The sequence below is a fragment of the Fenollaria sp. C0166D3 genome (assembly GCF_056590255.1).
Genome location: NZ_JBWPVU010000001.1, coordinates 128421 through 153979 on the forward strand (window position 1 = coordinate 128421; position 25559 = coordinate 153979).

At 32.2% G+C, this 25559-nt stretch carries 22 protein-coding genes and 1 pseudogene; 5 read left to right on the forward strand and 18 right to left on the reverse strand.

Annotation, left to right across the window (positions count from 1 at the left end; all coding sequences use genetic code 11):
* Nucleotides 1–2: 2 nt before the first annotated feature.
* The 5 genes from AC1EJ0_RS00570 to AC1EJ0_RS00590 all read left to right on the forward strand — a co-directional run bounded on the left by AC1EJ0_RS00570 (nucleotide 3) and on the right by AC1EJ0_RS00590 (nucleotide 6656).
* Nucleotides 3–398, forward strand: a complete 396-nt coding sequence (locus AC1EJ0_RS00570; RefSeq protein ID WP_480022839.1) for an ATP-binding protein — start codon at nucleotides 3–5, stop codon at nucleotides 396–398.
* Between the two features lie 60 nt (nucleotides 399–458).
* Nucleotides 459–2285, forward strand: a complete 1827-nt coding sequence (gene typA, locus AC1EJ0_RS00575; RefSeq protein WP_480022838.1) for a translational GTPase TypA — start codon at nucleotides 459–461, stop codon at nucleotides 2283–2285.
* Between the two features lie 11 nt (nucleotides 2286–2296).
* Entirely contained in the window at nucleotides 2297–3724 is a 1428-nt protein-coding gene (gene cls, locus AC1EJ0_RS00580; RefSeq protein ID WP_480022837.1) for a cardiolipin synthase, read from the forward strand.
* A 179-nt stretch (nucleotides 3725–3903) separates the two neighbouring features.
* On the forward strand, nucleotides 3904–5454 hold the full coding sequence (rny, locus tag AC1EJ0_RS00585; RefSeq protein WP_480022836.1) for a ribonuclease Y: 1551 nt from the start codon (nucleotides 3904–3906) through the stop codon (nucleotides 5452–5454).
* A gap of 227 nt (nucleotides 5455–5681) precedes the next feature.
* A complete protein-coding gene (locus tag AC1EJ0_RS00590; protein ID WP_480022835.1) occupies nucleotides 5682–6656 on the forward strand; it encodes a tyrosine recombinase XerC in 975 nt (324 codons plus the stop codon).
* Between the two features lie 35 nt (nucleotides 6657–6691).
* Here AC1EJ0_RS00590 and AC1EJ0_RS00595 read toward each other — a convergent pair whose 3' ends face one another.
* The 18 genes and pseudogenes from AC1EJ0_RS00595 to AC1EJ0_RS00680 all read right to left on the reverse strand — a co-directional run bounded on the left by AC1EJ0_RS00595 (nucleotide 6692) and on the right by AC1EJ0_RS00680 (nucleotide 25559).
* Nucleotides 6692–7966, reverse strand: a complete 1275-nt coding sequence (locus AC1EJ0_RS00595) for a methionine gamma-lyase family protein (RefSeq protein ID WP_480022834.1) — start codon at nucleotides 7964–7966, stop codon at nucleotides 6692–6694.
* Nucleotides 7959–8912: a tRNA (adenosine(37)-N6)-dimethylallyltransferase MiaA gene (gene miaA, locus AC1EJ0_RS00600; RefSeq protein ID WP_480022833.1), complete on the reverse strand. Its 954-nt coding sequence runs from the start codon at nucleotides 8910–8912 to the stop codon at nucleotides 7959–7961. The genes AC1EJ0_RS00595 and miaA overlap by 8 nt, the downstream gene beginning before the upstream one ends.
* Nucleotides 8912–10861: a DNA mismatch repair endonuclease MutL gene (gene mutL, locus AC1EJ0_RS00605; protein ID WP_480022832.1), complete on the reverse strand. Its 1950-nt coding sequence runs from the start codon at nucleotides 10859–10861 to the stop codon at nucleotides 8912–8914. Before mutL ends, miaA begins: the two co-directional genes overlap by 1 nt.
* Entirely contained in the window at nucleotides 10862–13402 is a 2541-nt protein-coding gene (gene mutS, locus AC1EJ0_RS00610; protein ID WP_480022831.1) for a DNA mismatch repair protein MutS, read from the reverse strand.
* Nucleotides 13389–14705 carry a tRNA (N6-isopentenyl adenosine(37)-C2)-methylthiotransferase MiaB gene (gene miaB / locus AC1EJ0_RS00615; protein ID WP_480022919.1) on the reverse strand — a complete coding sequence of 439 codons (1317 nt, stop codon included), beginning with the start codon at nucleotides 14703–14705 and terminating at the stop codon, nucleotides 13389–13391. Before miaB ends, mutS begins: the two co-directional genes overlap by 14 nt.
* 123 nt (nucleotides 14706–14828) lie before the next feature.
* Nucleotides 14829–16946: a bifunctional 4-hydroxy-3-methylbut-2-enyl diphosphate reductase/30S ribosomal protein S1 gene (locus AC1EJ0_RS00620; RefSeq protein WP_480022830.1), complete on the reverse strand. Its 2118-nt coding sequence runs from the start codon at nucleotides 16944–16946 to the stop codon at nucleotides 14829–14831.
* Nucleotides 16946–17494: a lysophospholipid acyltransferase family protein gene (locus tag AC1EJ0_RS00625; protein ID WP_480022829.1), complete on the reverse strand. Its 549-nt coding sequence runs from the start codon at nucleotides 17492–17494 to the stop codon at nucleotides 16946–16948. Before AC1EJ0_RS00625 ends, AC1EJ0_RS00620 begins: the two co-directional genes overlap by 1 nt.
* Nucleotides 17494–18153, reverse strand: coding sequence for a (d)CMP kinase (cmk, locus tag AC1EJ0_RS00630; protein ID WP_480022918.1), 660 nt, complete (start codon nucleotides 18151–18153; stop codon nucleotides 17494–17496). Before cmk ends, AC1EJ0_RS00625 begins: the two co-directional genes overlap by 1 nt.
* A gap of 18 nt (nucleotides 18154–18171) precedes the next feature.
* A pseudogene (locus AC1EJ0_RS00635) lies at nucleotides 18172–18492 on the reverse strand (chorismate mutase); the annotation flags it as partial.
* An 8-nt stretch (nucleotides 18493–18500) separates the two neighbouring features.
* The gene (locus tag AC1EJ0_RS00640; protein ID WP_480022828.1) at nucleotides 18501–19733 is read right to left on the reverse strand and encodes a BaiN/RdsA family NAD(P)/FAD-dependent oxidoreductase; all 1233 of its coding nucleotides are present in this window, start codon (nucleotides 19731–19733) and stop codon (nucleotides 18501–18503) included.
* Complete coding sequence (locus AC1EJ0_RS00645) at nucleotides 19733–20602, reverse strand: MurR/RpiR family transcriptional regulator (RefSeq protein WP_480022827.1); 870 nt, start codon at nucleotides 20600–20602, stop codon at nucleotides 19733–19735. Before AC1EJ0_RS00645 ends, AC1EJ0_RS00640 begins: the two co-directional genes overlap by 1 nt.
* Nucleotides 20577–21170, reverse strand: a complete 594-nt coding sequence (gene mnmM, locus AC1EJ0_RS00650) for a tRNA 5-(aminomethyl)-2-thiouridylate-methyltransferase MnmM (RefSeq protein ID WP_480022826.1) — start codon at nucleotides 21168–21170, stop codon at nucleotides 20577–20579. The genes AC1EJ0_RS00645 and mnmM overlap by 26 nt, the downstream gene beginning before the upstream one ends.
* Nucleotides 21167–21883, reverse strand: a complete 717-nt coding sequence (locus tag AC1EJ0_RS00655) for a pseudouridine synthase (protein WP_480022825.1) — start codon at nucleotides 21881–21883, stop codon at nucleotides 21167–21169. Before AC1EJ0_RS00655 ends, mnmM begins: the two co-directional genes overlap by 4 nt.
* A complete protein-coding gene (gene scpB, locus AC1EJ0_RS00660; protein WP_480022824.1) occupies nucleotides 21861–22409 on the reverse strand; it encodes an SMC-Scp complex subunit ScpB in 549 nt (182 codons plus the stop codon). Before scpB ends, AC1EJ0_RS00655 begins: the two co-directional genes overlap by 23 nt.
* Nucleotides 22402–23115 (reverse strand): segregation and condensation protein A, encoded by a 714-nt coding sequence (locus AC1EJ0_RS00665; RefSeq protein ID WP_480022823.1) that lies wholly within the window; start codon nucleotides 23113–23115, stop codon nucleotides 22402–22404. The genes scpB and AC1EJ0_RS00665 overlap by 8 nt, the downstream gene beginning before the upstream one ends.
* Complete coding sequence (locus AC1EJ0_RS00670) at nucleotides 23115–23717, reverse strand: site-2 protease family protein (RefSeq protein ID WP_294983542.1); 603 nt, start codon at nucleotides 23715–23717, stop codon at nucleotides 23115–23117. The genes AC1EJ0_RS00665 and AC1EJ0_RS00670 overlap by 1 nt, the downstream gene beginning before the upstream one ends.
* Nucleotides 23717–25018 carry a thymidine phosphorylase gene (locus AC1EJ0_RS00675; RefSeq protein ID WP_480022822.1) on the reverse strand — a complete coding sequence of 434 codons (1302 nt, stop codon included), beginning with the start codon at nucleotides 25016–25018 and terminating at the stop codon, nucleotides 23717–23719. The genes AC1EJ0_RS00670 and AC1EJ0_RS00675 overlap by 1 nt, the downstream gene beginning before the upstream one ends.
* A complete protein-coding gene (locus AC1EJ0_RS00680; RefSeq protein ID WP_480022821.1) occupies nucleotides 25005–25559 on the reverse strand; it encodes an NUDIX hydrolase in 555 nt (184 codons plus the stop codon). The genes AC1EJ0_RS00675 and AC1EJ0_RS00680 overlap by 14 nt, the downstream gene beginning before the upstream one ends.

Sequence of the window (25559 nt, forward strand, 5' to 3'; positions counted from 1 at the left end):
TAATGTATAAATTTTATGGAACAGTATCTTCAAATATTGAAAGTGTCGAGATATTTGTAGATAGAATAGTAGAAAATCTATATGAATATTTGCCTAATGAGATGATATTTAATATTAGGCTTGTTCTTAATGAGCTTATGCTTAATTCCGCATCACATGGCAACCAATATAGCAAGGATAAAAAAGTTAAGCTATACATATCTATATGCAATGAGTCAATAAAACTTAGAGTTGAAGATGAGGGGGTCGGGACTCTTAGCATATGCTCGAATAATGCTTCCTGTGACCTTGGTGGAAGAGGACTAAAGATAGTTGAAGCCTTGACAGATAGCGTTGCTAGATTGGAACATGGTATAAAATGCACTATTTTTTCAAGCTTTATTGATGATAGAGAGTAAAATACTTGTAATTATTATAAAAAAGTATTATAATAAAAGGTAGTGTTTAGGAGGAATAATATGTTAAGAGAAGATTTAAGAAATATAGCAATCATAGCGCACGTTGACCATGGTAAGACAACTTTGGTCGATCAAATGCTTAGACAATCAGGAACTTTCAGGGAAAACCAAGTAGTTCAAGACAGGGTTATGGACTCTGGAGACCTTGAAAAAGAACGTGGTATTACTATACTTTCAAAGAATACAGCCGTTATACACAACGGTAAAAAGATTAATATCATTGATACACCCGGCCATGCTGACTTCGGTGGTGAAGTAGAGAGAGTTCTAAAGATGGTTAATGGTGTAGTTTTAGTTGTAGATGCCTTTGAAGGACCTATGCCACAAACAAAATTTGTATTAAAGAAAGCTTTCGAGCTAAACCTACCAGTTATTGTGTGTATAAATAAGATTGACAGACCAGAAGCAAGACCTGTTCAAGTAGTCGACGAAGTTTTAGACTTATTCATAGAACTAGGTGCTGAAGATGAAGCCCTAGAAGCTCCATTTATCTTTGCATCTGCTAAGAAAGGCTACGCATCAAATCAAGTGACTATCGAAAAAGATAATATGGACGATTTATTTGATGCCATCATCGAGCATATACCGGCTCCTGAATCAAACGAAGATGAGCCGCTACAATTACTAATATCAACAATCGACTACAATGACTACGTTGGTAGAATTGGTATAGGCAAGATTGAAAGAGGTACTATAAAGAATGGCCAAGAAGCTGTCTTAGTTAATAAGCTTCATCCAGAAATGCAAAGAAAAGTTAAGATAGGTAAACTTTATGAATTCATTGGTCTAGATAAAGTTGAGACAAATGAGCAAAAGGGCGGAGCAATAGTTGCCGTTACTGGTATTGAAGATATATCCATTGGCGATACTATAGCTGATTCTGAATGTCCAGAAGCACTAGACTTCGTTAAGATATCTGAACCAACCATCTCTATGAACTTCATTGTTAATGATTCACCATTTGCAGGAAGAGAAGGTAAATTTGTAACATCTAGACAAATAAGAACAAGACTAGAAAAGGAACTACAATCAAATGTATCATTGAGAGTTGAAGAAACTGATTCAACTGACGCATTTAAGGTTTCAGGTAGAGGGGAGCTTCACTTATCAGTTTTAGTTGAAACAATGAGAAGGGAAGACTATGAACTTCAATTATCAAAACCACAAGTACTATTCAAAACTGATGAGGATGGCAAGAAGCTTGAACCTATGGAAAAGGTTACAGTAGACGTTTCAGAACAATTTGTTGGAGCGGTTATAGATAAATTATCAAGAAGAAAAGCTGAATTACAAGAGATGAAAGAAAACTCAGCTGGATACTCTAGACTAGTATTTAAGATGCCTGCAAGAGGCTTAATTGGATACAGAGGCGAGTTTATGACTGATACACACGGCGAAGGTATTATAAACTCGAGCTTCTTAGGCTATGAGCCATATAAAGGAGAGATACCTACAAGAACTACCGGATCACTAATTGCCTTTGAAACAGGTGTTGCATCAAGCTATGGACTAAATATTGCTCAAGGCAGAGGTATATTATTCATAGGACCACAAACTGAAGTTTATGAAGGCATGGTTGTTGGAGAAAATCCAAAGGGCCTTGATATAGAGGTTAACGTTACTAAGAAGAAACAAATGACTAATACAAGAGCAGCGGGCTCTGATGATGCCATCAGACTTAGCCCACCAAGAGTATTATCACTTGAAGAAGCTCTTGAATTCATTGAAGATGATGAGCTAATAGAAGTAACACCAAAATCTATTAGAATTAGAAAGAAAATATTAGATACAAACAAGAGGTATAAATCAAAAAATACTAAGAAATAGGAGATAATGCGATGGATGTCTCATTACAAGTTTTAATTGGTTATTTATTAAACTTGCTATTAGGCTTATTCATAGTTTTTAAAGAAAGAAAGAATATAAAGTCAACATGGCTATGGTTAATGATACTACTTTATTTGCCATTTGTTGGCTTTATACTTTATATGTTCTTTGGACTTAATTACAGAAAGAGAAAAACTTTTGATGAAAAGATGATGCTAGATGAGCAAGAGAAAAGACTTATTGAACATCAAAAAAAGTATATAGCTCTAAGTAATTCAGATAGCCTAAATGCAGATCAAAAAGATTTAATAAATTTATGCTTAGCAACAAGCGATTCCGCTTTTACCGATTATAACGACATTAAATTTTACTTTGATGGAAAAGATAAGTTTAAAGACTTATTTGAAGACATCAAGAATGCGAAAGAATACATCTATATAGAGTACTACATCTTTAAAACAGATGAACTAGGAAGGGAGCTTATAAGCCTTCTTAATCAAAAGTTAAAAGAAGGGGTAGAGGTAAGGATACTCGTCGACGCAGTTGGTTCTAGAAGCATCAGAAAAAGACACTTTATAGAGTTTAAAAGATTAGGTGGCGAAGTAGACTCGTTCTTCCCATTATTTTTCTCTAAATTTACTACAAGATTCAACTATAGAAATCATAGAAAGATAGTTGTTATTGATGGTAAAATTGCATATAGCGGCGGTTTTAATGTTGGTAATGAGTATATTAACAATGATAAAAAATTTGGATTTTGGAGAGATACTCATTTTAGATTAGAAGGGGACATAGTTGAAGAGTACCTAAGAAGATTTAACTTTGACTATAGATTTGCTACTAAGATTAAAACAAAAGGTGAATTTTATAAAAATCATGACATTAAGACTTTAAGCAGAATGCAGCTAGTAACATCAGGTCCAGACTCTATGTATGAGAATATAAGAAACATTTATTTAAAAATGATTAGCACGGCTAAAACAAGGCTGTGGATACAAAGTCCGTACTTTGTTCCTGATGAATCTATATTTGAAGCAGTTAGGATAGCTGCTTTATCAGGTGTTGATGTTAGAATCATGATACCAGATAAACCAGATCACTTCTTTGTATATTGGGCAACGCAAAGCTATGTAGGACAGCTGCTTGAAGACGGAGTAAAGGTTTATGAGTATGGAAAAGGCTTTTTACACGCTAAACAAGTTGTTAAAGATGATGATATATGCACGGTAGGAACAGCTAACTTTGATATTAGAAGTTTCTCGTTAAACTTTGAAGCGAATCTGATTTTTTATGATAAAGATACAAATGCATTATTAAGTGAACAGTTTTTGAGGGATATGGAAGAGTCGAAAGAGCTAACTCTTGATAGATACAATCAAAGATCAAGAGTTGCCAAGATTAAAGAGTCAATAACTAGATTGTTTTCACCAATGCTATAATAAATATATTGTATAAGGCTAGACAAGATGTTTAGTCTTATTTTTTATAGATATAGCTTTGCTATAAAAAATATCTATATTTATCATACTAAAAACTTGCTAATAAATCAAAAATGTGTTATAATAGCTTTAAGCGTGATGCTTAAAACCAATAAAATTTAATAGGAGGTGTTTTAAGTTTGGATAAGTTTTTAACAGGCGAAGTACTGATTACAGCTTTAATTGCTATAGTTCTTGGATTTATCATAGGATATATAATTAGAAAGATTCTAGGCGAGAAGAAGATTAAAAGTGCTGAAATCGAATCAAGTAGAATTATCGAAGATGCAAAGAACAAAGCAAGTCAAGAAGCTAAAGAGAAGATACTATCTGCCCAAGAAGAAATTCACAAACTAAGAAATGACCTCGACAAAGAAGCAAAAGAAAAAGAAATCGAACTGAAAAAATCGGAAAAAAGATTGATCAACAAAGAAGAAAATCTTGACAAGAGAACACAATCTTACGAAAAGAAGGAAGAACAACTTAAGAATAAGATGAACTCTCTAAGCAAGAAAGAAGAAGAAGTTGAACAATTAATTGAAGAAAGAAGAAAAGAAATTGAGCGCGTTTCCAAAATGAGTACCCAAGAAGCAAAAGACATTATCTTGGATGAAGTTAAAAAGGAAATGACTCATGAGTGTGCTACTTATATCAGACAAGCTACATATGAAGCTAAAGAAGAAGCACAAAAGAATGCTAGAGAAATCATAGCTGACGCTATTCAAAAGAATGCATCTGACTATGTAACTGAAGTTAGTGTTAATGTTGTTAACCTACCAAATGACGAGATGAAGGGAAGAATCATCGGTAGAGAAGGTAGAAATATAAGAACACTAGAAACTTTAACCGGAGTAGATCTAATCATAGACGATACACCGGAAGCAGTAGTATTATCAAGTTTTGACCCAATTAGAAGAGAGATTTGCAAAATTGCTTTAGAAAAACTTATAGCTGACGGAAGAATTCATCCTGCTAGGATTGAAGAGATGGTCAACAAAGCTAAGGTCGAGGTAGAGACAGTTATAAAAGAAGAAGGTGAAAGAGCCGTTATCGAAGCCGGCGTACGTAACTTACATCCTGAGCTAGTAAAACTATTAGGTAGACTTAAATTTAGAACAAGCTATGGTCAAAATGTACTTGAGCACTCTATAGAAGTTGCTAAACTATCGGCAACTATTGCAGAAGAGCTTGGTGCAGACATAAGACTTGCTAGAAGAGGAGGCCTACTTCATGACATAGGTAAATCCATTGACCAACAAATGGAGGGAAGTCATGTTGAAATAGGTGTAAATGCTTGCAAGAGATATAAGGAAAACAAAGAAATTCTAAACATCATCGGATCACACCATGGTGACGAAGAGCCAACAACAGTTGAAGCTGTTATCGTTCAAGCTGCAGACGCAATATCTGCTGCAAGACCAGGTGCTAGAAGAGAAACATTAGAATCGTACATCAAGAGGCTAGAAACACTAGAGGGTATAGCTAATTCATTCGAAGGTATCGAAAAGTCATATGCTATACAAGCTGGTAGAGAAATCAGGATAATGGTTAAACCTGAAGTTATAGATGAAGATAAAATGCTTTTAATGAGCCGCGATATTGCTAAGCAAATTGAAGAAAATTTGGAATATCCAGGACAAATAAAAGTTACTGTCATTAGAGAAACAAGAAGTACTGATTATGCAAAATAGTATTTAAATAAAATGTGTAGATAAAAAGTCTACACATTTTTTATTTGCTAAAATCTTTATATAGGATTAATGATATAAATATAGTAATGAAGATTAAGTATAAATCAAAATTTATTAAAAAAGCTTTGACATTTATATAAAAGGGTGGTATAATAGATTTAGATAAAATGTCGCTAAATATAAATTTAGTGACATAAACACATAATATCGAAAGGGGCTTCAAATATATGGCAATTACACAAAAAAACGATCCTAACTACATAAAAGACTTTTTAGGATATTTAAAATCAGTTAAGGGTTTGTCTCCTAATACCATTCAAAGTTATTATTATGATTTAAAATCCTTTCTTAACTTTGTCGCTATTCGTTTAGAAATTTTAGATGAAAACGATGAATATTATTATACAGCTGTTACTGTTGATGACATTAAAAAGCTTCAAATTAATGATCTATATGCATTTATATCCTACGCTGATGAAGATCTTGATAACACTAACTATGGTAAATATAGAAAAGCTGCTGTAGTTCATGCTCTATATGCTTACCTAATGAAAGTTAATCTCATTGACAACAACGTTGCTGATGAGTTAGAAATGCCTAAAATTGATCAGCGTCTACCAATATACTTAAGTCTTAATCAATGCGAAACGCTATTAAATACCATTATGAAGAATGAAAATAATGAAATGCGTAATCGTGACTATGCTATAATTATGCTGTTTTTAAACTGCGGCTTGCGTATATCTGAGCTTACTAGCCTTAATTTAGACTCTATTAATGATGATAGATACATCAATGTTGTTGGTAAAGGCAATAAAGAAAGACAAATATATTTAAATGATGCTACCTTTAGCGCAATAAAGGACTATATTGAACTGAGACCGAAAGATGTTAAAGAAAGTGATAAACACGCCCTATTCATCTCTCAAAAGAAGGTTCGTATGTCAAACCGCGCTGTTCAGTACATGTTTGATAAGTACTTACTTGAGGCTGGCCTTGACAAAAACAAGTTTACAGTCCACAAATTAAGACATACTGCCGCTACCCTTATGTATAAATATGGCTCAGTAGATATAAGGTCCTTGCAAGAGATACTTGGTCACACATCAGTTGCTACAACACAGATATATACCCATCTTGATAATAGCACCCTTAAAAAATCAATAGAAAATAATCCATTAGCCAATAGAAAAAAGTATTAGATTCGCTCTAATACTTTTATTTTGCTTATATTTTATTATAATGATATCTTCCCTGCGTCTACTAGGTCTTGTAAGGCTATCATTAAGCCTAATTTTCCTTGTTCTAAAGACATTGATCCTTGGAAATAAGCTATATATGGCTCTCTTATAGGACCATCAGCAGATATTTCTATGGATGAGCCATCTATAAAGCTGCCTGACGCCATAATTATTTTATTCTCATAGCCTGGCATGTCCCAAGGCTCTGGCGTTAAGAATGAATCAACGCAAGCCGCTTTTTGTATCGATTTACAGAACTTAATAAGTATGTCTGGGTCTTTGAACTTTATTGCACAAACTATATCTGATTTGTGCTCGTTAAATTCTGGCGTGCACTCAAAGCCAAGCTTTGTGAACACATATGAGAATAAGCTTTGTGTCTTAAGAGCTTCACATACTACTCGTGGCGACATGTATAAGCCTTGTAATGTCGTTCTAAGCGTGCCGTAAGATAAGCCTAGCTCTTTACCAAGGCCTGGTGCATATAAACGGTCTGCAGCTAGTTCTATAAGATCTTTTCTTCCTACTAAGTAACCGCCACCTAAACTTATGCCAGCGCCAAGATTTTTAAGAAGTGATCCAGCTATAATATCTGCACCAATATCTGTTGGCTCAATACTGTCGGTAAATTCACCATAGCAATTGTCATACATTATAACAATGTCTTGATGCTTCTCTTTAAACTTAAGCATATCATCTTTTATTGCGTGAAGATTGATTGCCTTTCTAAATTCGTAGCCAATTGACCTTTGCACGACTATAGCTTTGGTGTTTTTTGCGATTTTCGCTTCTAAGGCCTCAAAATCGATCGTAGCGCCTTTTAGCTCCACTTGGCTATACATTATACCTTTTTTCATTAATGAGTCCCTTAAATCGCCAATTAGGCCTATACTTTTTTGTATAGTGTCATAAGGAGTGCCAGTTACGTATATAAATTCATCTCCATGATCAAGAATCGAAGAAAGCATTATATATATAGCATGAGTACCTGAAACTATAGAAGTTCTTACTAAAGCGTCTTCTGCATTAAAGATATCTTTAAATATTTCTTCTATTTTGTCTCTACCGATATCACCATAGCCATAACCGCTTGCATAATAAAAGTCTGATGCAGCTAAGTTATTTTTTTGCATAGCATGTATAACTTTAATTTGATTAATCTCTTTATTTTTTTCATACTCTTTGTATGTTTCGCTTAATTCATCACTTGCGTCATTAACTAAATTTATGACAGCGTCTGATAAATCGTATTTTTTGTAAATATTATTCATTCTTCCACCTTTTCATTATGTCATTGTATATTGTATTAACTGTTTTGTCTATATCTTCAAAGTTCATATCAATGAAATTTGCTTCACTTTCACGTCTAAACCATGTTAACTGTCTTTTTGCGTAGTTCCTAGACTTTTGCTTGATTAGCTCTACAGCTCTTTCGTAAGTAATTTCACCTTGCAGATAGCTTATAAGCTCTTTATATCCAATAGCGAGCAGAGCTCTATTTGAAGCAATTTCTTCACTACTCATATCCTTTATGATGTCTTTAACTTCATCTAAGAGACCAGCTGCAAACATCTTGTCAACTCTTTTATTTATTCTATCGTATAAAAGCTCTCTATCTGTTTGAAGTATATAGATTAGCTTATCGTATTCGTCATTGTATTCTCTGAAGTTTTTGTTCTCTTCGCTGTATTTATTGCCGCTCTTGTATATAACCTCTAAAGCTCTAATGATCCTGAAAGTATCATTCACACTAAGCTTTTCAGTATATTCTGGATCAAGCTCTTTTAATTTATTATATAAATGCTCTTTGCCATATAGTTCTGCTTCTTTGTTAAGCTTTTCTCTAAGCTCTTTATCTTCAGCTTCACTACTAAAGTCTAGCTTATATAATAAGGAATTGATATATAGACCCGTTCCACCTATGATTATAGGGATTGTACCGCGCTCATTCATATCACTAATTAGCTTTTTTGCCTTCTTTTGATAATCGTAAACAGAGAAATTATCATGAATACTCACTTCGTCTATCATATGATGTTTAATGCCAGACATCTCTTCGTCAGTGACTTTTGCAGTACCGATGCTCATTTCTTTATATATCTGCATTGAATCAGATGAGATGATTTCAGCATTGCCAATCCTTTTAGCGAGCTCAACAGCGACCTTTGATTTTCCAATACCAGTTGGTCCTGATATAATTATTATTTTTTCTTTCATTATTGTATCCTAAAGAACATCTTTTCAATCATGTTCTTCTTAAGTATAATCATACTTGGCCTACCATGAGGACAAGTTGTTGGATATTTGCACTTCTTAAGGTCTTCTATAAGCTTATCTATTTCGATATTAGAGATCTTATCTCCAGCCTTAATAGCATTTTTACAAGCATACTTCATAATCTTTTCAACTTTATAATCATAGATATTAGTCTTTTCTTCATCTAATATACCGATTATATCCTTAATTAAGTCAAGACTGTAATTACCACCAAATATGATAGGTATGCTTCTTACAACTACGTTATGATCAGGATATATATCTATAGTAAAGCCAAACTTATTAAGTAGATCCATGTTTTCTTTTATAGTTTCTTCTTCATTAACTGTAAGCTTTATAGGACTTACGCCTTCTATATATTGTGAATTTACCTTAGAATTCTTGAACTTTTCAGAAAATTCTTCGTAAAGAATTCTTTCGTGCGCCGCATGTTGATCTATCATAACTACAAAGTCATTATTGTAGTCATAAAGCAGTATAAAGGTATTAAATAAAACGCCTTCTATCTTATAAGCATCAAGTATATTAATCTCATCCATGACTATTCTGTTTTTATCATCTTCCGTTCTTTCGTCAAATATTAATATCTCTTCATATTCTTGTGAAGACTTTTTAATATCTTTATTTCTATTTTGTAATAAATTTATGTCATTTATGAACTCGTCATCATCAAAAACTGGTATATCTGCATTATTTTCATCTATATCGCTATCTTCCTTACTTATAAATTCATCATCATACTTAGTATCAGTAGATTTGGCATAAACTGAATTATCTTGAGTACTAGTGTCATCTTCATAAGTAATTATCACGGCTTCATTGCTATCCTCTTCATCTTTTTCAACTATATTAAGCTTAGTCTCCTCTTCCCTCTCATCTTTTTTATCAGAAAAAGCTATCTTAAGCTCAACATCGCTATTGATGACGCGTTTTAGATTAGAGTTAAGCAAAATAAGTAGTTCATCCATGTCTTGTATTTTAACCTCTGTCTTAGCTGGATGTATGTTAACATCAAGCATACTAGGGTCTATATCTATAAATAAGAAAAAGACTGGAAATCTATTCAAAGGTATAGTAGACTTGTAAGCTTCATTTATTACTTTATTTATAGCGTCATTTTTAACAGTTCTATTATTTATATATAAAAGCTGATTCTTTTTATTGCTTCTATATAGAAGATTATTTGATATATAGCCTCTAATCTTAAACTTATCGCTTTCGATATTGACTTCCTTCATATTTATGGCTGTATCATAACCATAAAGGCTGTTAATTCTTTCGTATAAGCTTTGATCACTGAATAAGTCAAAGATGACCTTATCATTATTCATGTATTTAAAGCCTATACTAGGATTTGCTATAGCAAGCCTATAAAGAAGATCATTTATAAGATTTGACTCATAAGTATCTTTTTTTAGAAATTTTTTTCTTGCTGGAATATTATAGAAGATATCTTCGACTATTATGGACGTACCTTTATTAGTGGAAATATTCTCTATCCTTTTATTGCCATTAAAAAAGCTTATTTTAGAGCCAATCTCTTCATCTTCAGTCTTACTTATAAGTGTAACATTGCTTATGGCCTTGATGCTTGCCAATGCCTCGCCTCTGAAACCCATAGTGTGTATCCTATATAAGTCATCAACATTCTCGATTTTGCTCGTAGAATGCTTAATAAAGGCAAGATTAACGTCTTCTCTGTTAATTCCACTGCCATTATCGGAGATTGATATCTTTCTTTTGCCGCCATCATATATCTTTATAATGATATTCGTAGCGCCAGCATCTATTGAATTTTCTACAAGTTCTTTGACAACTGAAACTGGTCTTTCTATAACCTCACCTGCAGCTATCTTTTCAACTGTTTCTTTTGATAGTACTTTTATCATCTAATCACCTATTTTTTTTGCTCTTTCAATTATCTTATTTAGCTCATTTAGAGCATCCATTGGGGTCATTGCGTTAATGTTGATAGCCTTGATTGAATCAACATAAGACCTGTACTTGTATTCATCTAGGCTAATGTTAGTCGTTTCTTTCTCTTTTTTTCTAACGCTAAGATCTTGGTATTCAAGCCTATCCATCATCTCTTGAGCGCTTGATATAACATTATCATTGATACCACTAAGCTTTGCTACGTATATGCCGTAGCTCTTGTCTTGCGCTTCGTTTTTAATCTTTCTTAAGAATATAAGATCTTCGCCATCTTCTAATATATCCATAGATATTTGCTCAACATTTTTAAACTTTTCAGTTAAATGAGGTATCTCGTGATAGTGCGTACTGAATATGGTCTTAGCCTTAATCTTCTTTGATATATATTCAAGTATAGCAAAGGCAATGGATAAGCCATCGTTAGTGCTAGTTCCTCTACCTACTTCGTCTAAAACGATGAAGCTATCTTTGCTAGCAAATTTAAGTATCTCATTTACTTCTTTCATCTCGACCATAAATGTCGAATTGCCTCTAGAAATATCATCTGATGCGCCTATTCTAGTAAAAATCCTATCTACTATAGGTAATTTTGCCTCGCTCGCTGGAACGAAGGAGCCTATTTGATTTAAGTATAAAGATATAGCTATCTGCCTCATATAAGTTGATTTACCGCTCATATTTGGCCCTGTGATGACTTTTATATACTTATTGCTATCAAAGTATGCATCGTTCTCAATAAAGGCTGTATCTTTGAGATTCTTCTCAATAACTGGATGCCTTGAATTTTTTAATACAAGATCTTCATCACTTATACTTGCTCTTACATATTTATTTTTCCTAGCTATATAAGCGAGATTAACTATAAAGTCAAGATATGCAATCTTCTCACTTAAGTTCTTTATCCTAGATAAACTATCTAATAATTTATTTTTAATATCATTGAATAGTTCTTTCTCTAGTGATTCAAATCTATCTTTCGCTGTAAGTATCTCTGTTTCAAGAGCCTTAAGCTCTTCAGTTACGAACCTTTCACTATTAACAAGAGTAGCTCTTTTAATAAAGTACTCAGGAACCATATTTAAGTTAGATTTAGTAACCTCATAGAAATAACCAAGTATCTTGTTATACTTTATCTTCAGATTTTTAATCTTAGTATTTTTTCTATCCTTATCCTCAAGAAGAAGTATCTCTTTTAATGAATCATTTTGCAAGCTTCTGTATTTATCTAGCTCTGCGTTATAGTTAAGCTTAATTATATAGTCACTATCCATTGAATCAATGGCAATATCTATTAGTTTAACTAAGTCATTTAAGTCATAAAATTTGAAATTATCTTTAATATTTTCATCTTTTATAAGAGCTACAGAGTTTTCAGCGTAGATAATATAGTCCTTAAGCCTTAGCATATCTTGCTTTGTAACTGTCATCTCATTGATTCTGTTTGAAATTCTGTCTACGTCACGAATATTTTTAAGATAATTTCTTATTCCTGTCATTTCCATCTCATTTTTATAAAAATATTCGACTAAATCAAGCCTTTCGTTTATATCGCTAGCGTTGACAAGCGGTTTTAGCATGGCATTTTTAAGGTATCTTAAGCCCATAGCTGTCTTTGTATCATTAAGTATATCAAATAAGGTTTTTGATTTAGTATTATAAGATGAATCAATCTCTAGATTTAATCTAGTTTGATCATCTAGGACCATTGTCTTGACATCATCATTGATATTTTCAAACTTAAAGTGCTTCAAATCATTCTTTTGAGTGTATTCAAGATAATTTATAAGATAATAGATAGCAATAGCTTTTCTATATTCATTTTTCTTAAGGCTAATATTATGATTATCTTTTAAAATGACTACGATATCATCAAGATTTTTTTCTACTTTATAAGTCTTAACATACTCTAGTGATTTTTTCTCGAAGTATTTGATAAGAGCATCAAGATTAGCGTAATCATCATTTATAAAGACTTCTGCAACATTGTATTTAAAAATGCTGTCAACAATCTCATAGATACTGCCCTTAAGAATATTGTCATGAGCATCAATATCGCCAGTTAGATAGTCACACTTAACGATTGATGCGCCCATATCGTCTATATATAGGTAGATGATATACTTATTTAGCTCTTCTTCGCTTGATGTTGTTCCTGGTGTAACTATCTTTACTATGTCTCTTTTAACTAGGCCTTGAGCTAGTCTTGGGTCTTCTACTTGATCGACAATTATAACTTTTTTATTGTTTTGACCAAGCTTATTGATGTAGACGTCAACAGCTTTAGCGGGCACGCCGCACATAGGCGCTCTTTCATCTAGACCGCAGTCGCGTCCTGTTAAGACTAAATCAAGTATCTCGCTCGCTTCAATAGCATCGTCGAAAAACATTTCAAAGAAGTCTCCAATCCTATACATCACTATAGCGTCTTGATTCTTTTCCTTAAGTTCTACATACTCCCTCATCATAGGAGACAATTTGTCTTTATCTATCTTCAACTTTCTCACCATTCATAGAAAATGATTTAACATCATTTATTTTTACTTTAATAATATTGCCAATATCTTCTTCATTTGCTTTAAAATTAACTAATTTAAACTCTTCTGATCTACCTGAGTAGAAATTATCATCCTTTGAAGATGTTCCTTCTACTAATACATTTAGTGTTTGACCTAGGTATTTCTTGTTCTTTTCTAAGCTAATATCGTTTTGTACATCAATAAGTTTTTGTAGTCTAGCGTTTTTAATATCATCAGGAATTTGATTTTCCATCTTAGCAGCAAGAGTACCTGGTCTTATTGAATATATAAAGGTAAACGCTTGATCATAGCCAACAGTTTTAATTAGATCAATAGTATCTTCAAAATCCCTATCACTTTCGTCTGGAAAGCCTACTATAAGGTCTGTAGATAAGGCAATATCTAGTTTTAAGGATTTAATAAGCTCTATCTTTTCTAGATAATCTTCTCTAGTGTATTTTCTATTCATAAGCTTAAGTATTCTATTTGAGCCAGATTGCACTGGTATGTGCAAGAATGGCATAAGTTTGTCTATCTCATCAAAAGCATATATAAGCTCTTTGGATATATCCTTAGGATGAGATGTCATAAACCTAATTCTCTCAAGTCCATCGATATCAGCAATCTTATAGATAAGCTCAGTAAATGAAATTTGAGGCTCTAATGTTTTTCCATATGAGTTAACATTTTGACCAAGAAGTGTCACTTCTTTTACGCCGCCATCAACAAGGTGCTTGACCTCAGCTACTATATCCTTAGCCTCTCTTGATACTTCCCTGCCTCTAGTGTATGGTACAATGCAATATGTACAAAAATTATCGCAGCCATACATGATATTAACATAAGATTTGAAATTATATCTTCTGTTTTGACCAATCTTTTCTCTTGTCTTTAGATTGATTTGATCAATATTGATAACTTGTTTTTTTGTAGATAGATGTTCTTCAAGCAAATCTTCTAAAATGGCAATGGAATTAGTTCCAAATATGATGTCTACGTGTTTGAATTTTTCTTCTAGAAACTCTCTTGAAGAGTCAATCTCCATAACACAGCCGCAAACCATAATGATTTTTTTTAAATTATTTGCTTCCATTAGATGCTTTAAATCACCTAAGTTGCCTAATAGTTTATTCTCTGCATTTTGCCTAACAGCGCATGTATTGAATATAACTATGTCAGATTCAATCATATCATCTGTCTCTACAAAGCCAAGATTAGATAGTATCCAGCTTATAGACTCGCTGTCACGCTCGTTCATCTGACAGCCATAGGTTTTAATCATAAAGCTTGGTGATTTTTTATATTTACTTTGATAATCATCGATATATTTTTTTATATTATTCAATATATGTCTTACTCCTAACTAATTAAAGGCACGCCTAGGCGTGCCTTTAAAAATCAATTATTATTGTTCTTCTGATTCAGAATTTTCTATTGCATTTTTAAATAACGAACCCATATCTTCTGATAAGTCATCATTTTGTACAGGTAATTCTTTTACTTCAGCTTCCTTTACTTCTTTTTCTTCAACTTCAGGTTTTTCTTCTTCATGAACTTCTTCAGCTGCTGGAGCTTCTTCTTCGTATTCTTGTTCTTCTTCTACTGGTTCTTCAAGTCTTCTCTTAGATACGCTAACCTTCTTGTCTTCATGAATTTCAGTAATCATAACTTCGAAGCGATCGCCAACTTTTAATACGTCCTTTGGATCATTAACTCTCTTATGAGAAATTTGTGAAACGTGTAGTAAAGCATCTACGCCTTCCATAATTCTAACAAAAGCACCGTATGATTCAATATTAACAACTTCTACTTCAACAACATCGCCTTCGTGGTATTTTTCTGTAAATACTGTCCATGGTTCAGGTACTGTTTGTTTTAATCCAAGTGAAATTCTATTTCTTTCTTTATCTACTGATAAAACTTTAACTTCAATTTCTTCACCTTGTTTTAAAACTTCCTTAGGATTTCTAATTCTTCCCCATGTAAGGTCTGTGATGTGTACTAAGCCATCGATTCCGCCTAGGTCAATGAAAGCACCATAATCAACGATTCTAGCTACTATACCTTTGACTATTTCTCCTTCTTTGATGTTTTCCCAAGCTTCTTCTCTCTTCTTATCAAGCTCTTTCTTTTCAACAGCTTTTCTAGAGAATACTAATCTTCTTTTATTTATATCAACGTCGATAATTACAACGTCTAGATTTTGTCCAACAAATTCTTCAAGGTTTTCTTTATATCTAACTGATACTAATGAAGCTGGTATAAATCCTTGGATTCCGCTATAGTTAACAATCAAGCCGCCTTTAGTGACAGATTTAACTTTTACAGAAACTACTTCGTCTCTTTCCTTAACTTCTTCAATCTTTTCCCAAACTTCCATTTCTTTCAACTTCTTAGTTGATAGAACTACGTTACCTTCTCCATCGTCAATCTTAACTACATAAACTTTGATCTTATCGCCTTGTTTATATAGATCCTTTGGATTAACATCTTCTTCAGCTAGATCTTCTTTTTTGATTATACCGTCGCTTCTAAAGTTGATGTTAACACTAACATCGTTGTCAGTTACATAAAGAACTTCACCTTCAATGATTTCGCCTCTTGATATTCTCTTGAAAGAATCATCAATAGCTTTAATCATTTCATCTTTTTTTGTTTCTTTAGCATCCTCCTTTTTCATTGTTTCATCGTGGTTTAAATTTTCCATTACTTTAATTGCCTCCTTAATTATATCATCAGGTACCGAAGCACCTGCTGTAATACCAATATTATAATCTGGTTTTATTAAACTCATGTCCAGCTCATGAATATTTTCAAGTAAATATGTTTTAGGATTAATAGTTTTCGAAATCTCATACAATTTTTTAGTATTTGAACTGAAATTTGATCCAAAGACTAAAACCATATCTACTTTATTTGCAAGCTCTCTAACAGCCTTCTGTCTGTTTTCAGTAGCGTTGCATATAGTGTTAAATACAAGCACATCCTCATTATGCTCTTCTAAGCACTTTGACATCTTATCAAATTTATCATGAATGAATGTTGATTGTGCAAAGAATGCAATATGATTTAAGCCAATAATTTCTTTAGCTTCATATAAATCCTTAATGACGATTGCTTCTGTTTTAGAATGAGAAATTATAGCTTTTACTTCTGGATGTTCTTTATCACCCGCTATAATAACATTATAACCTATATTTGAATATTTTTCCACTAATTCGTGAATATTTTTTACTTTTATACAAGTTGTATCGCAAATATTTTTGTGATTATCCTCTAGGAGCTTAGTGTTTTCAATGGTTTCACCATGTGCGCGTATGATTATATTATTTGAAAATATTTTTTTATAATCATCAATTTTTTTTAGCCCACGTCTAGAAAAATCATCGATAACTGTTTGATTGTGAATTAAGTCACCAACTATCTCCGCTTCTTTGTTTTCTTCTAAAAACTCATTTGCTTTTTTTACAGCCAATCTAACACCTGAACAAAAGCCGTAGTACTTTGCTAAATATATCTTCATTATAACGATGCTATCCTATCCATTAAGTTTTCGGAGAAATCTCCTTCTAGCTTTTCAAATTCATCTACATCAATTATTTCACCAAAAGTCATTTTAACTTTAGAAAAAATTTTGTAGCTCGATTCAATATGGCAAGGGACGATGTTTGTGCCAGTTCTTTTTGCAATCAAGTGTATGCCATCTTTTGCCTTTGCTGTTCCATCAACATTTCTAGTGCCTTCTGGGAAGAAAATCAAATTATTGCCATTCTTAAGTGTTCTCATAACATCTTTTATAGCTTTGATATCAGCTTTTTCCCTATCTACTTTTATAGCGTTAGATTTATTAAGTATAAACCTTGTAAATGGGTTTTCGTAAAGTTCTTTTTTTGCGAAGAAAGCTACGTTTGTACCTAAATTCATCGCTACAAATATGGGGTCCCAGTTTGATCTATGATTGCCTGCGACTATAAAATTTGTATCTTGTTTTAAATTTTCCTTGCCTTTTATTTCAAATCTGAATAATGTTCTGCAAATTATTATTCCAACAAATCTAATGACTTTATACATTATTTATCTCCATTTATATAAGAAAGCATAAGCTCAACTGTTTCTTCGATGTTCTTATCATCTGTGTTAACTTCGATAGCATCACTTGCTTTTACAAGTGGATCTACTTCTCTATGTGAGTCGTAGTCATCTCTACGGATAAGATCCTTTTTGATATCATCAAAATTAACTTCTAAACCTTTTTCCAAGTATTCTTTGTATCTTCTTTTTGCTCTTACGTCTGCTGAAGCTGTTAAAAAGAACTTGTAGTCGGCATCCTTTAAAACAACTGTACCTATATCACGGCCATCCATGATTACAGATGAATTAGAAGCTATCTCACGTTGCAAACTTACTAGTCTTTTTCTTACATCTCTATATTGACAAACGTAGGAAACGTTTTTATCGATACGCTCGTTTCTTATCTTATCATCAACACAAAGCCCATCTAGGAAGATATGGTTTTCAAAATAATCTATCTTAGTTTTTTCAGCTAAGGCCACAACATCTTCTTCAGATTTAGGATCAATATTATTGTTTAAAACCTTTAGTGTTAGTGCTCTATACATTGAACCAGTATCTACATAATTAATCTTAAGTTTTTCTGCTAATAGCTTAGCTATAGTGCTTTTGCCAGCACTTGTTGGACCATCTATAGCCACTTTTATATTGTTACTCATATATTTATCCTTTCTTAAGCTTTGCGTTTTGCCTAAATATACATCTTTTTTATCTATGTCAGCATTATAAAATAGGCTTACTCTTATAACACCTTGCATTTGTCCATCTACAAGCATTTCGTTTAAGCATATCAAAGCTGTATCATTTAGGCCAATGTATCTAGCAGCAAGAGCTGGATATGCCTTGTCTAAGTCTTGAGTTACTGTAAATAAAATGCATTTAATCTCTTTTTTATTTAAATTATTCGCCTTTATTATCTCTTCTAATAAAATTTTGCTTTGATTAATTATTGAACTAGCCGTATTTTGAGCATCTACTGCTCCTCTAATTACTACCACACCATCACCTACTCAATGCTCATTGCTGCTTGATAAGCTGTTGAAAATGCTATTTGTAAGTTATATCCACCTGTTAAAGCGTCTATATCTAAAACTTCACCAACTATATATAGCTTATTTATTAATTTTGACTCCATAGTCTTAGGATCAATTTCCTTTACGTTAACTCCGCCTGCAGTGATTATCGCTTCATCTATATCTCTTAAAGAGTCGTACTTAAGATTGAAGTGTTTAAGATTATTGATAATAGCAATTCTTTCAACCTTTGTAATCTCACATGCCTTTTTATAATAATCTAAGTCAATAGCTTTTAGAAATATATTTATTAATTTTTTTGGAAGAAGATTCTCTAGCACTTTGCCAATGGATTTTAAGTGCTCTTCCTCAAATAGCATAAGAAGCTTATTATCTAGCTGTTCTTCATTTAGTGCAGGTTTTAAATCTAAATAGATAGTATAATCTTCATCATCTTTCATATATGAGGATGCGCTCAGTATTATTGGGCCAGATATACCAAAGTGAGTAAAGAGCATCTCTCCAAATTCAGTAAATATAGTCTTTTTCTTTTGATTTATGACTTTTACTTCTACATTTCTAAGTGATAGTCCCATAAGCTCAAGTCTATCCTCTTTACTTAAACTTGTATTCATTGCAACAAGTGAGGCTTTTATTGGCTTTATGCTATGTCCAAACTTTTGCGCAAGTTTATAGCCATCGCCATTAGAACCAGTTACTTTATAGCTCATACCGCCACAAGCTATAACAAGATTTTTTGCATAATCTACTCCAGAATTAGATATTATTTTAAATAAATCTTCATTTTTTTCTAAATCTTTAACTGTGCTTTCATTTTTAAATTCTATATTCGAGTCCTTTATAAGCTTCTTAAACAATTCAATTATTTCCATGGCGTCATCCGACTGAGGGAATACTCTATTGCCTCTTTCAACTTTAGTTTTTACGCCATTGTCATTAAAAAATTTAATAAGATCATTAGCCGAATAATTATTTAATGAGCTATACATAAACTTTTCGTTGTGAACGATATTTTTAAGTATATTATCATTATCAGAATAATTACAAATATTGCATCTGCCCTTACCAGTTATTCTCAGCTTTCTTCCAGGATATTTATTTTTATCATATAATATTACGCTTTTGCCGCGTTTAGCACAGTTAACAGCAGTAAAAAGACCTGCAGCTCCTGCACCAACGACAGCGACATCATATACTTTATTCATTATTTATCTTCATAAGGATCAAAATCGTATATGTCGTATGACTTATAAATCCTTTCCATTTCTGTTAGATAATCTTGTGTTGAATCTAAATTTTTAAAGCTAAGTCCAGCTATAATGATGTTTATCAAAGATAGTGGAGCAACAAAGGAGTCGATAAATAGAATTATATCGTTTTTAGCAATTAAAACTAGGTCGCTGTTCTTAGCGATGGTAGTGTTTGTATTGTCTGTAAGAGATATAACCTTGCTTCCCTTTGATTTGGCGTATTTCAATATACTTACTGATTTTTTAGAATATCTTGGATAGCTTATACAAAAGAATGTATCTTTTTCATTCATGTGTAGCATGCTCTCAAATACTATATCATCGTCAGAATTAATAATGATCGCTTCTTTGCCCATTAATTTCAAATAAAAGCAAAAATAATTTGCTAAAAATGAAGAGGTTCTTAAGCCTAGTACAAATATTTTTCTACTATTGTTTAAAATGTCTATACCTTCAAATAGCTTTTCTGTGTCAAGATCATTTTTTAATCTCTTCACGTCGTGAGCGTCAGTTGCTAAACATGACTCAACAAGCTCATCCATAGTTGTTATCTCTCTAAGCTTAATTCTGTCAATGTTTGATAGACTTATCTTAGCTAGCTCGTGTATATCATCTTTCAATTCTTTGTATCCATCATAACCAAGTAATGTTGCGAATCTTACTACTGTTGACTCACTTAAACCAAGTTCCATAGCAAGTTTTTGAGCTGTTTGGAAGGTCGATTTGTGAAAATTGTTGAGAATATAGTCAGCAATTAACCTTTGACCCTTACTAAATTGCTTTTTGTTTTGTTCGATTCTATAAATTAGATTTTTCTCCATCATCTTCACTCCTCTTCTCTAAAATATATGTTTTACACGGTTTATTCTTTTGATTAATAAACTCTAATTTGATAACATTAAATATTTTTTGATCTAAACTTTTCAAATAATCATAAATTTTACCATCTTCTAAGCTACCTTCTTCGTGGCCAGGATATGTAGTTATCATAATGATTGCGCCATGGTTAAGTCTTACTAATAGCTGCTGTATAGAACTCATGGTTGTATCTAGTCTTGTTACTAGATTTTTATCAGCTCCAGGTAAATAACCTAGGTTATATATAGCAAAGTCTATATTTTCTCTTATATCCGATAAATCATCGTGGCTTTTATTTAAATAGATACAATTCTTATATGCGTAAGACTCTAATAGAGATCTTGTATTTTCTATAGCTTTTGTTTGTATATCATAAAGATATAGCTTTTCATAATTTGGCGCGTTTTTCAAAACTCTTAAGCTGTCGTAACCATTGCCGCAAGTCATGTCAACAAGTATCTTCTTATCTTTAAGAAAAGTTTTTAATAAGTAATCAATAAAATGATTAGTGTTATCTAAGAATTTATATTTCATCTAAACGATTCAACTTCTTCCTTTGATAGTCTTCTGAATTCTCCGACCTTTAGTTGGCCTAATTCTAGAGTGCCTATCTTAACTCTTTTAAGCATTAGGACCTTATATCCTAAGACCTTAAACATATTTCTAACTTGATGGTTTCTTCCTTCGCATATCGATATAGATACTAAGGAGCTGTCATCATATACATTTAGCACTTTTACTATGCTTGGAGCTGTCTTAACTCCGTCTAGATAGACGCCGTTTCTTAATTTGTTAAGATCATTCTTATTAGGAGCCTTATCTAGTTTAGCTATATATTCTTTATATATTTCGTTTTTTGGATGCATGATGCCATTAGACCATTGACCATCGTTTGTAAGTAGTAATAATCCTGTAGTGTTTGCGTCTAGCCTACCCACTGGATAAATCCTCTTTTTTATCTTATAATCATATAAATCAGATATAATGTTTTTAGCATATTTATCTTTTAGCGTTGTTACATAGCCAAGTGGTTTGTTTAGTGCAATGTATATCTTTTTATCTTTATCCACGGAGACTACTTCACCGTTTAACTTTACTACATCACTTTCTGGATCGACGAAGAACGGCATCTTCTCAACCACTTTATTATTTACTGTTACTCTCTTTTTTTCAATAAGTTCGTCTGCCCTTCTTCGAGACACTTCTGCATTTTCAGCTACAAACTTATTCAGTCTCACTTTTTCCATTGTCTTGCCTTTCTATATTTATATCCATGTTTATATCTGGAAGCTCAGATAAATCTTCTATGCCAAAGCTTCTTAAAAAGATATCGCTTGTCCCATAAAGTATTGGTTTGCCTGGTGTATCAAGTCTGCCTACTTCTTCTATTAAGCCTCTGTCAAGCAGTGTGTTAACAGGACCATCTGACTTTACAGATCTTATTTTTTCTATTTGCATCTTAGTAACTGGTTGTTTATAAGCAATTATTGATAGCGTTTCGATAGATGCATTGCTTAGATTATTTTTTGGCTTTTCACTCAGTAGTTTTTTAACGTAATCAAAGTATATATCTCTGCTAATAAGCTGATAAGAGCTATTCATTCTGATGATCTTTAATCCATCGTTTGATGAATCCATTTCACTTCTTAATTCTTCTATAGCTCTTTCAATTTCTTCAATATCTAATTCGCATATATCGCTAATAGTTTTGATATCGAGAGGATCTCCCCATGCAAATAGCAATGCTTTAATTATTTCTTTTATATCATTCATGATTATCACCCAAGTATGTAAAATCTATATCTGAGAATGTTGCTTCTTGTTCGTAGCTAATAATTTTGTTTTGTATAAGCTCTAAAACGCTGATAAACAAGGTAATTACATAAGCTACGTCCACTATTTCAGGAATAAACTCACTTAGTTTTACTTTTTTATTTTTCTTAAACTTTTTAACAATGTCATTTGTCATCTTTTTGACACTATATTTTTCTCTACGTATGCTGCTAGGTTCTTCTTTGATAATTGTTCTCTTATTAGTCAAAAGTGATACAAGTACTTTAGATAGATTATTCAAGTCAAAGTTAAGGTCTAAAGCTTCATCTTTTTCATCAATCTCATCCATTGGCTTAAATACAAAGTTATTCGACTCTTCATACATTGTGTTTAAGTACAAAGATACATCTTTAAATATCTTGTATTCAAGAATATTTTTACTAAGTTCTAGACGTGGATCTTCCTCAATATTATCCTTTTCTACTGGTATAAGCATTTTGGATTTTATCTCCAGTAATCTCGATGCCATAACTAAAAAGTCACTACTCATTTCGACATCTATCTCTTGAGAAGTATTGATATAGTCAAGAAATTTTTCTGTTATTTCATTGATGGGTATATCGAATATATCCATCTTGTCCTTATCTATGAGTTCTAATAGTACATCAAAAGGACCTTTGTAGCTGCTTATTTCAACGTTATACATCAGACTATCTTTCCTATCAGATTAATCATAAAATTAACCATTGGTATAAGTATTTTATCAAGATTATCAGTCATTATAAGTAATAAGAGTAGTATATAGCCATATTTTTCGTACTTTATTAGATAATACTCATACTTTGGTGGTAGAAATGAAAACAACAGCTTTGATCCATCTAGTGGTGGAATAGGAATAAGGTTAAATACACCTAAGATTATGTTAAACCAGAATATATTCATAAATAGCTCAAATACAAAGTCACTTAACCTTATATACTTCATAATAATAACTGCAATGATAGCCAAGATAAAGTTAGTCAAAACCCCAGCAATAGAGACGAAGAAAGTACCTTTTTTCCTGTCTCTAAAGTTATTTGGGTTAATCATAACTGGTTTTGCCCAACCAAATTTAAAAAATATCAAGCAAATAGTACCAATAGGATCAAGATGATGAAGTGGGTTTAATGATAATCTACCATCGTTTTTTGCTGTTTCATCACCACAAAGGTATGCTGCGTATCCGTGTGCCATCTCATGAGGTATTATTGCCACAAGCACAGCTATTGTTCTTATAATAATATCTTGTAAATTAATATTGCCAAACATTATCTAATCACCTCTAAAATGTGCTTTTCTTTTACAGCCTTGTCGCCATAGATGACGCTAGCTTTTAAAGCATCCAATTGATTGGAACTTAATTCTTCATTTGATCTTATTGTAAATAATAAGTCGCCTTTATCAATCTTATCGCCAATACATTTTTCATTTATTAAGCCAACTGTGTAATCAATCTTGTCTTCTTTCTTTAATCTACCTGCGCCTAATTCGTTGAGTGTCTTTGCTATGTCTTTAAGCTTATATTTGCTTAAATAGCCACTAGCATCTGCCAAAATCTCAGTCTCGTATCTAGCCTTATCAAACTTATTGATATCTTCAATATATGATATATCTCCGCCTTGATTGTGAACAAATTTTAAAAACATTTCAAAGGCTTCTCCGCTATCTAAAACTCTTTTTATCTTATCTTTTACTTCTTTATAATCTACATCTTCAAGGTTTAGTAAGAGTTCATATACAATATGATTTATCTCATCATATATATCATCATAAGCTTTATAATTACCTTTTAAAAAGTCGACTACTTCTATAATCTCTAGATTATTACCAACTCTCTTGCCAAGAGCTTTGTTCATTGAGCTTATTATACAAGTAGTTTTTCTATTGAATGCTTTGGATATATTAAGCATAGCGTCACAAAGCTCTTTTGCCTTATCAAAACTTTCCATAAAGGCTCCCGTACCACACTTAACATCAATAAGTAAGGAATCATTTCTAAAGCTGAATTTTTTACTAAGTATAGATGAGGCTATAAGCGGAATTGAGTCGACACTTGCACAAACATCTCTTAGTGCATATAAAATTCTATCTGCCTTTGCAATATTTTCTGATTGACTAACTATGAAAAAACCTAAGTCATTAGCAGTTTTTTCTATCCACTCATCGCTTTGATTAACCTTAAATCCAGGAATTGATTCTAATTTATCAAGAGTGCCGCCTGTAAAACCAAGACTTCTGCCGCTCATCTTTAAAAATTTATATCCCATAGACGCAAGTATTGGACCAAGTATTAAGCTTATCTTGTCACCTACTCCACCGGTTGAATGTTTATCAAGAATTTTTGAGTCTACTCCGTCGAAATCAATATATTCACCGTTATCAATTATTGCTTTTGTTAAATAATAAGTTTCTTCGTCGTTAAGTCCATTTAAAAATATCGCCATAAGTAGACTTGATGTTTGATAATCAGCTATAGATTCATCTAGAATACCTTTTATAAAAAAGTCAATTTCATTCTTATTTAATAATTTTTTATCTCTCTTTTTCTCAATGATATTAATTATGTTCATTTTTACTCTTTATATAGTCATACGCATAATTAATTGCTATGATTGAGCTTGCGTTTTGAACTTCGCCATACAATACTTTCTTTCTAAGCTCTTCGATTTCGATTTCTTCTACTTCTATAAACTCACCGTCATCAAGATTTTGTTCTGTTTTAACTAAGTCTTCAGCTAAAAACAAATCTATCTTTTCGTCAGAATATCCTGGTGATGTATAGAACTCCATAATGTATTTTGGATTCTCGCACAAGTATCCTGTTTCTTCTTCAAGCTCTCTACTTGCAGCTTGTACTGGAGTTTCTTGAATTTCAACTAATCCAGCTGGCACTTCTAACAAAGTTTTTTCTACAGCTTTTCTAAATTGTCTTACCATTAAAAGTTTTGTGCCCTTTATTGCAATGATGACAACAGCAGGTTTATGCTCTACTATCTCTCTCTTTGAATATTTTTTATTAGGCATTTCAATAGTATCAATACGTAAACTTAATATTTTACCTTGATAAATTTTTTCGCTTTTTAATGTTTTTTCTACTTCAATATGTTCCAT

Excerpts from the sequence above, each read along its gene's own strand:
- AC1EJ0_RS00675 (WP_480022822.1), bottom strand. The coding sequence starts at position 25,018 with ATGAACATAATTAATATCATTGAGAAAAAGAGAGATAAAAAATTATTA.
- typA (WP_480022838.1), top strand. The coding sequence starts at position 459 with ATGTTAAGAGAAGATTTAAGAAATATAGCAATCATAGCGCACGTTGAC.
- AC1EJ0_RS00570 (WP_480022839.1), top strand. The coding sequence starts at position 3 with ATGTATAAATTTTATGGAACAGTATCTTCAAATATTGAAAGTGTCGAG.
- miaB (WP_480022919.1), bottom strand. The coding sequence starts at position 14,705 with ATGATTAAAACCTATGGCTGTCAGATGAACGAGCGTGACAGCGAGTCT.
- cmk (WP_480022918.1), bottom strand. The coding sequence starts at position 18,153 with ATGAGTAACAATATAAAAGTGGCTATAGATGGTCCAACAAGTGCTGGC.
- AC1EJ0_RS00625 (WP_480022829.1), bottom strand. The coding sequence starts at position 17,494 with ATGTATAAAGTCATTAGATTTGTTGGAATAATAATTTGCAGAACATTA.
- AC1EJ0_RS00665 (WP_480022823.1), bottom strand. The coding sequence starts at position 23,115 with ATGTATAACGTTGAAATAAGCAGCTACAAAGGTCCTTTTGATGTACTA.
- AC1EJ0_RS00640 (WP_480022828.1), bottom strand. The coding sequence starts at position 19,733 with ATGAATAAAGTATATGATGTCGCTGTCGTTGGTGCAGGAGCTGCAGGT.
- AC1EJ0_RS00620 (WP_480022830.1), bottom strand. The coding sequence starts at position 16,946 with ATGAAGATATATTTAGCAAAGTACTACGGCTTTTGTTCAGGTGTTAGA.
- AC1EJ0_RS00595 (WP_480022834.1), bottom strand. The coding sequence starts at position 7,966 with ATGAATAATATTTACAAAAAATACGATTTATCAGACGCTGTCATAAAT.
- scpB (WP_480022824.1), bottom strand. The coding sequence starts at position 22,409 with ATGAATGATATAAAAGAAATAATTAAAGCATTGCTATTTGCATGGGGA.
- mutL (WP_480022832.1), bottom strand. The coding sequence starts at position 10,861 with ATGATAAAAGTACTATCAAAAGAAACAGTTGAAAAGATAGCTGCAGGT.
- AC1EJ0_RS00670 (WP_294983542.1), bottom strand. The coding sequence starts at position 23,717 with ATGTTTGGCAATATTAATTTACAAGATATTATTATAAGAACAATAGCT.
- cls (WP_480022837.1), top strand. The coding sequence starts at position 2,297 with ATGGATGTCTCATTACAAGTTTTAATTGGTTATTTATTAAACTTGCTA.
- AC1EJ0_RS00590 (WP_480022835.1), top strand. The coding sequence starts at position 5,682 with ATGGCAATTACACAAAAAAACGATCCTAACTACATAAAAGACTTTTTA.
- mnmM (WP_480022826.1), bottom strand. The coding sequence starts at position 21,170 with ATGAAATATAAATTCTTAGATAACACTAATCATTTTATTGATTACTTA.
- AC1EJ0_RS00645 (WP_480022827.1), bottom strand. The coding sequence starts at position 20,602 with ATGATGGAGAAAAATCTAATTTATAGAATCGAACAAAACAAAAAGCAA.
- miaA (WP_480022833.1), bottom strand. The coding sequence starts at position 8,912 with ATGAAAGAAAAAATAATAATTATATCAGGACCAACTGGTATTGGAAAA.
- AC1EJ0_RS00655 (WP_480022825.1), bottom strand. The coding sequence starts at position 21,883 with ATGGAAAAAGTGAGACTGAATAAGTTTGTAGCTGAAAATGCAGAAGTG.
- AC1EJ0_RS00680 (WP_480022821.1), bottom strand. The coding sequence starts at position 25,559 with ATGGAACATATTGAAGTAGAAAAAACATTAAAAAGCGAAAAAATTTAT.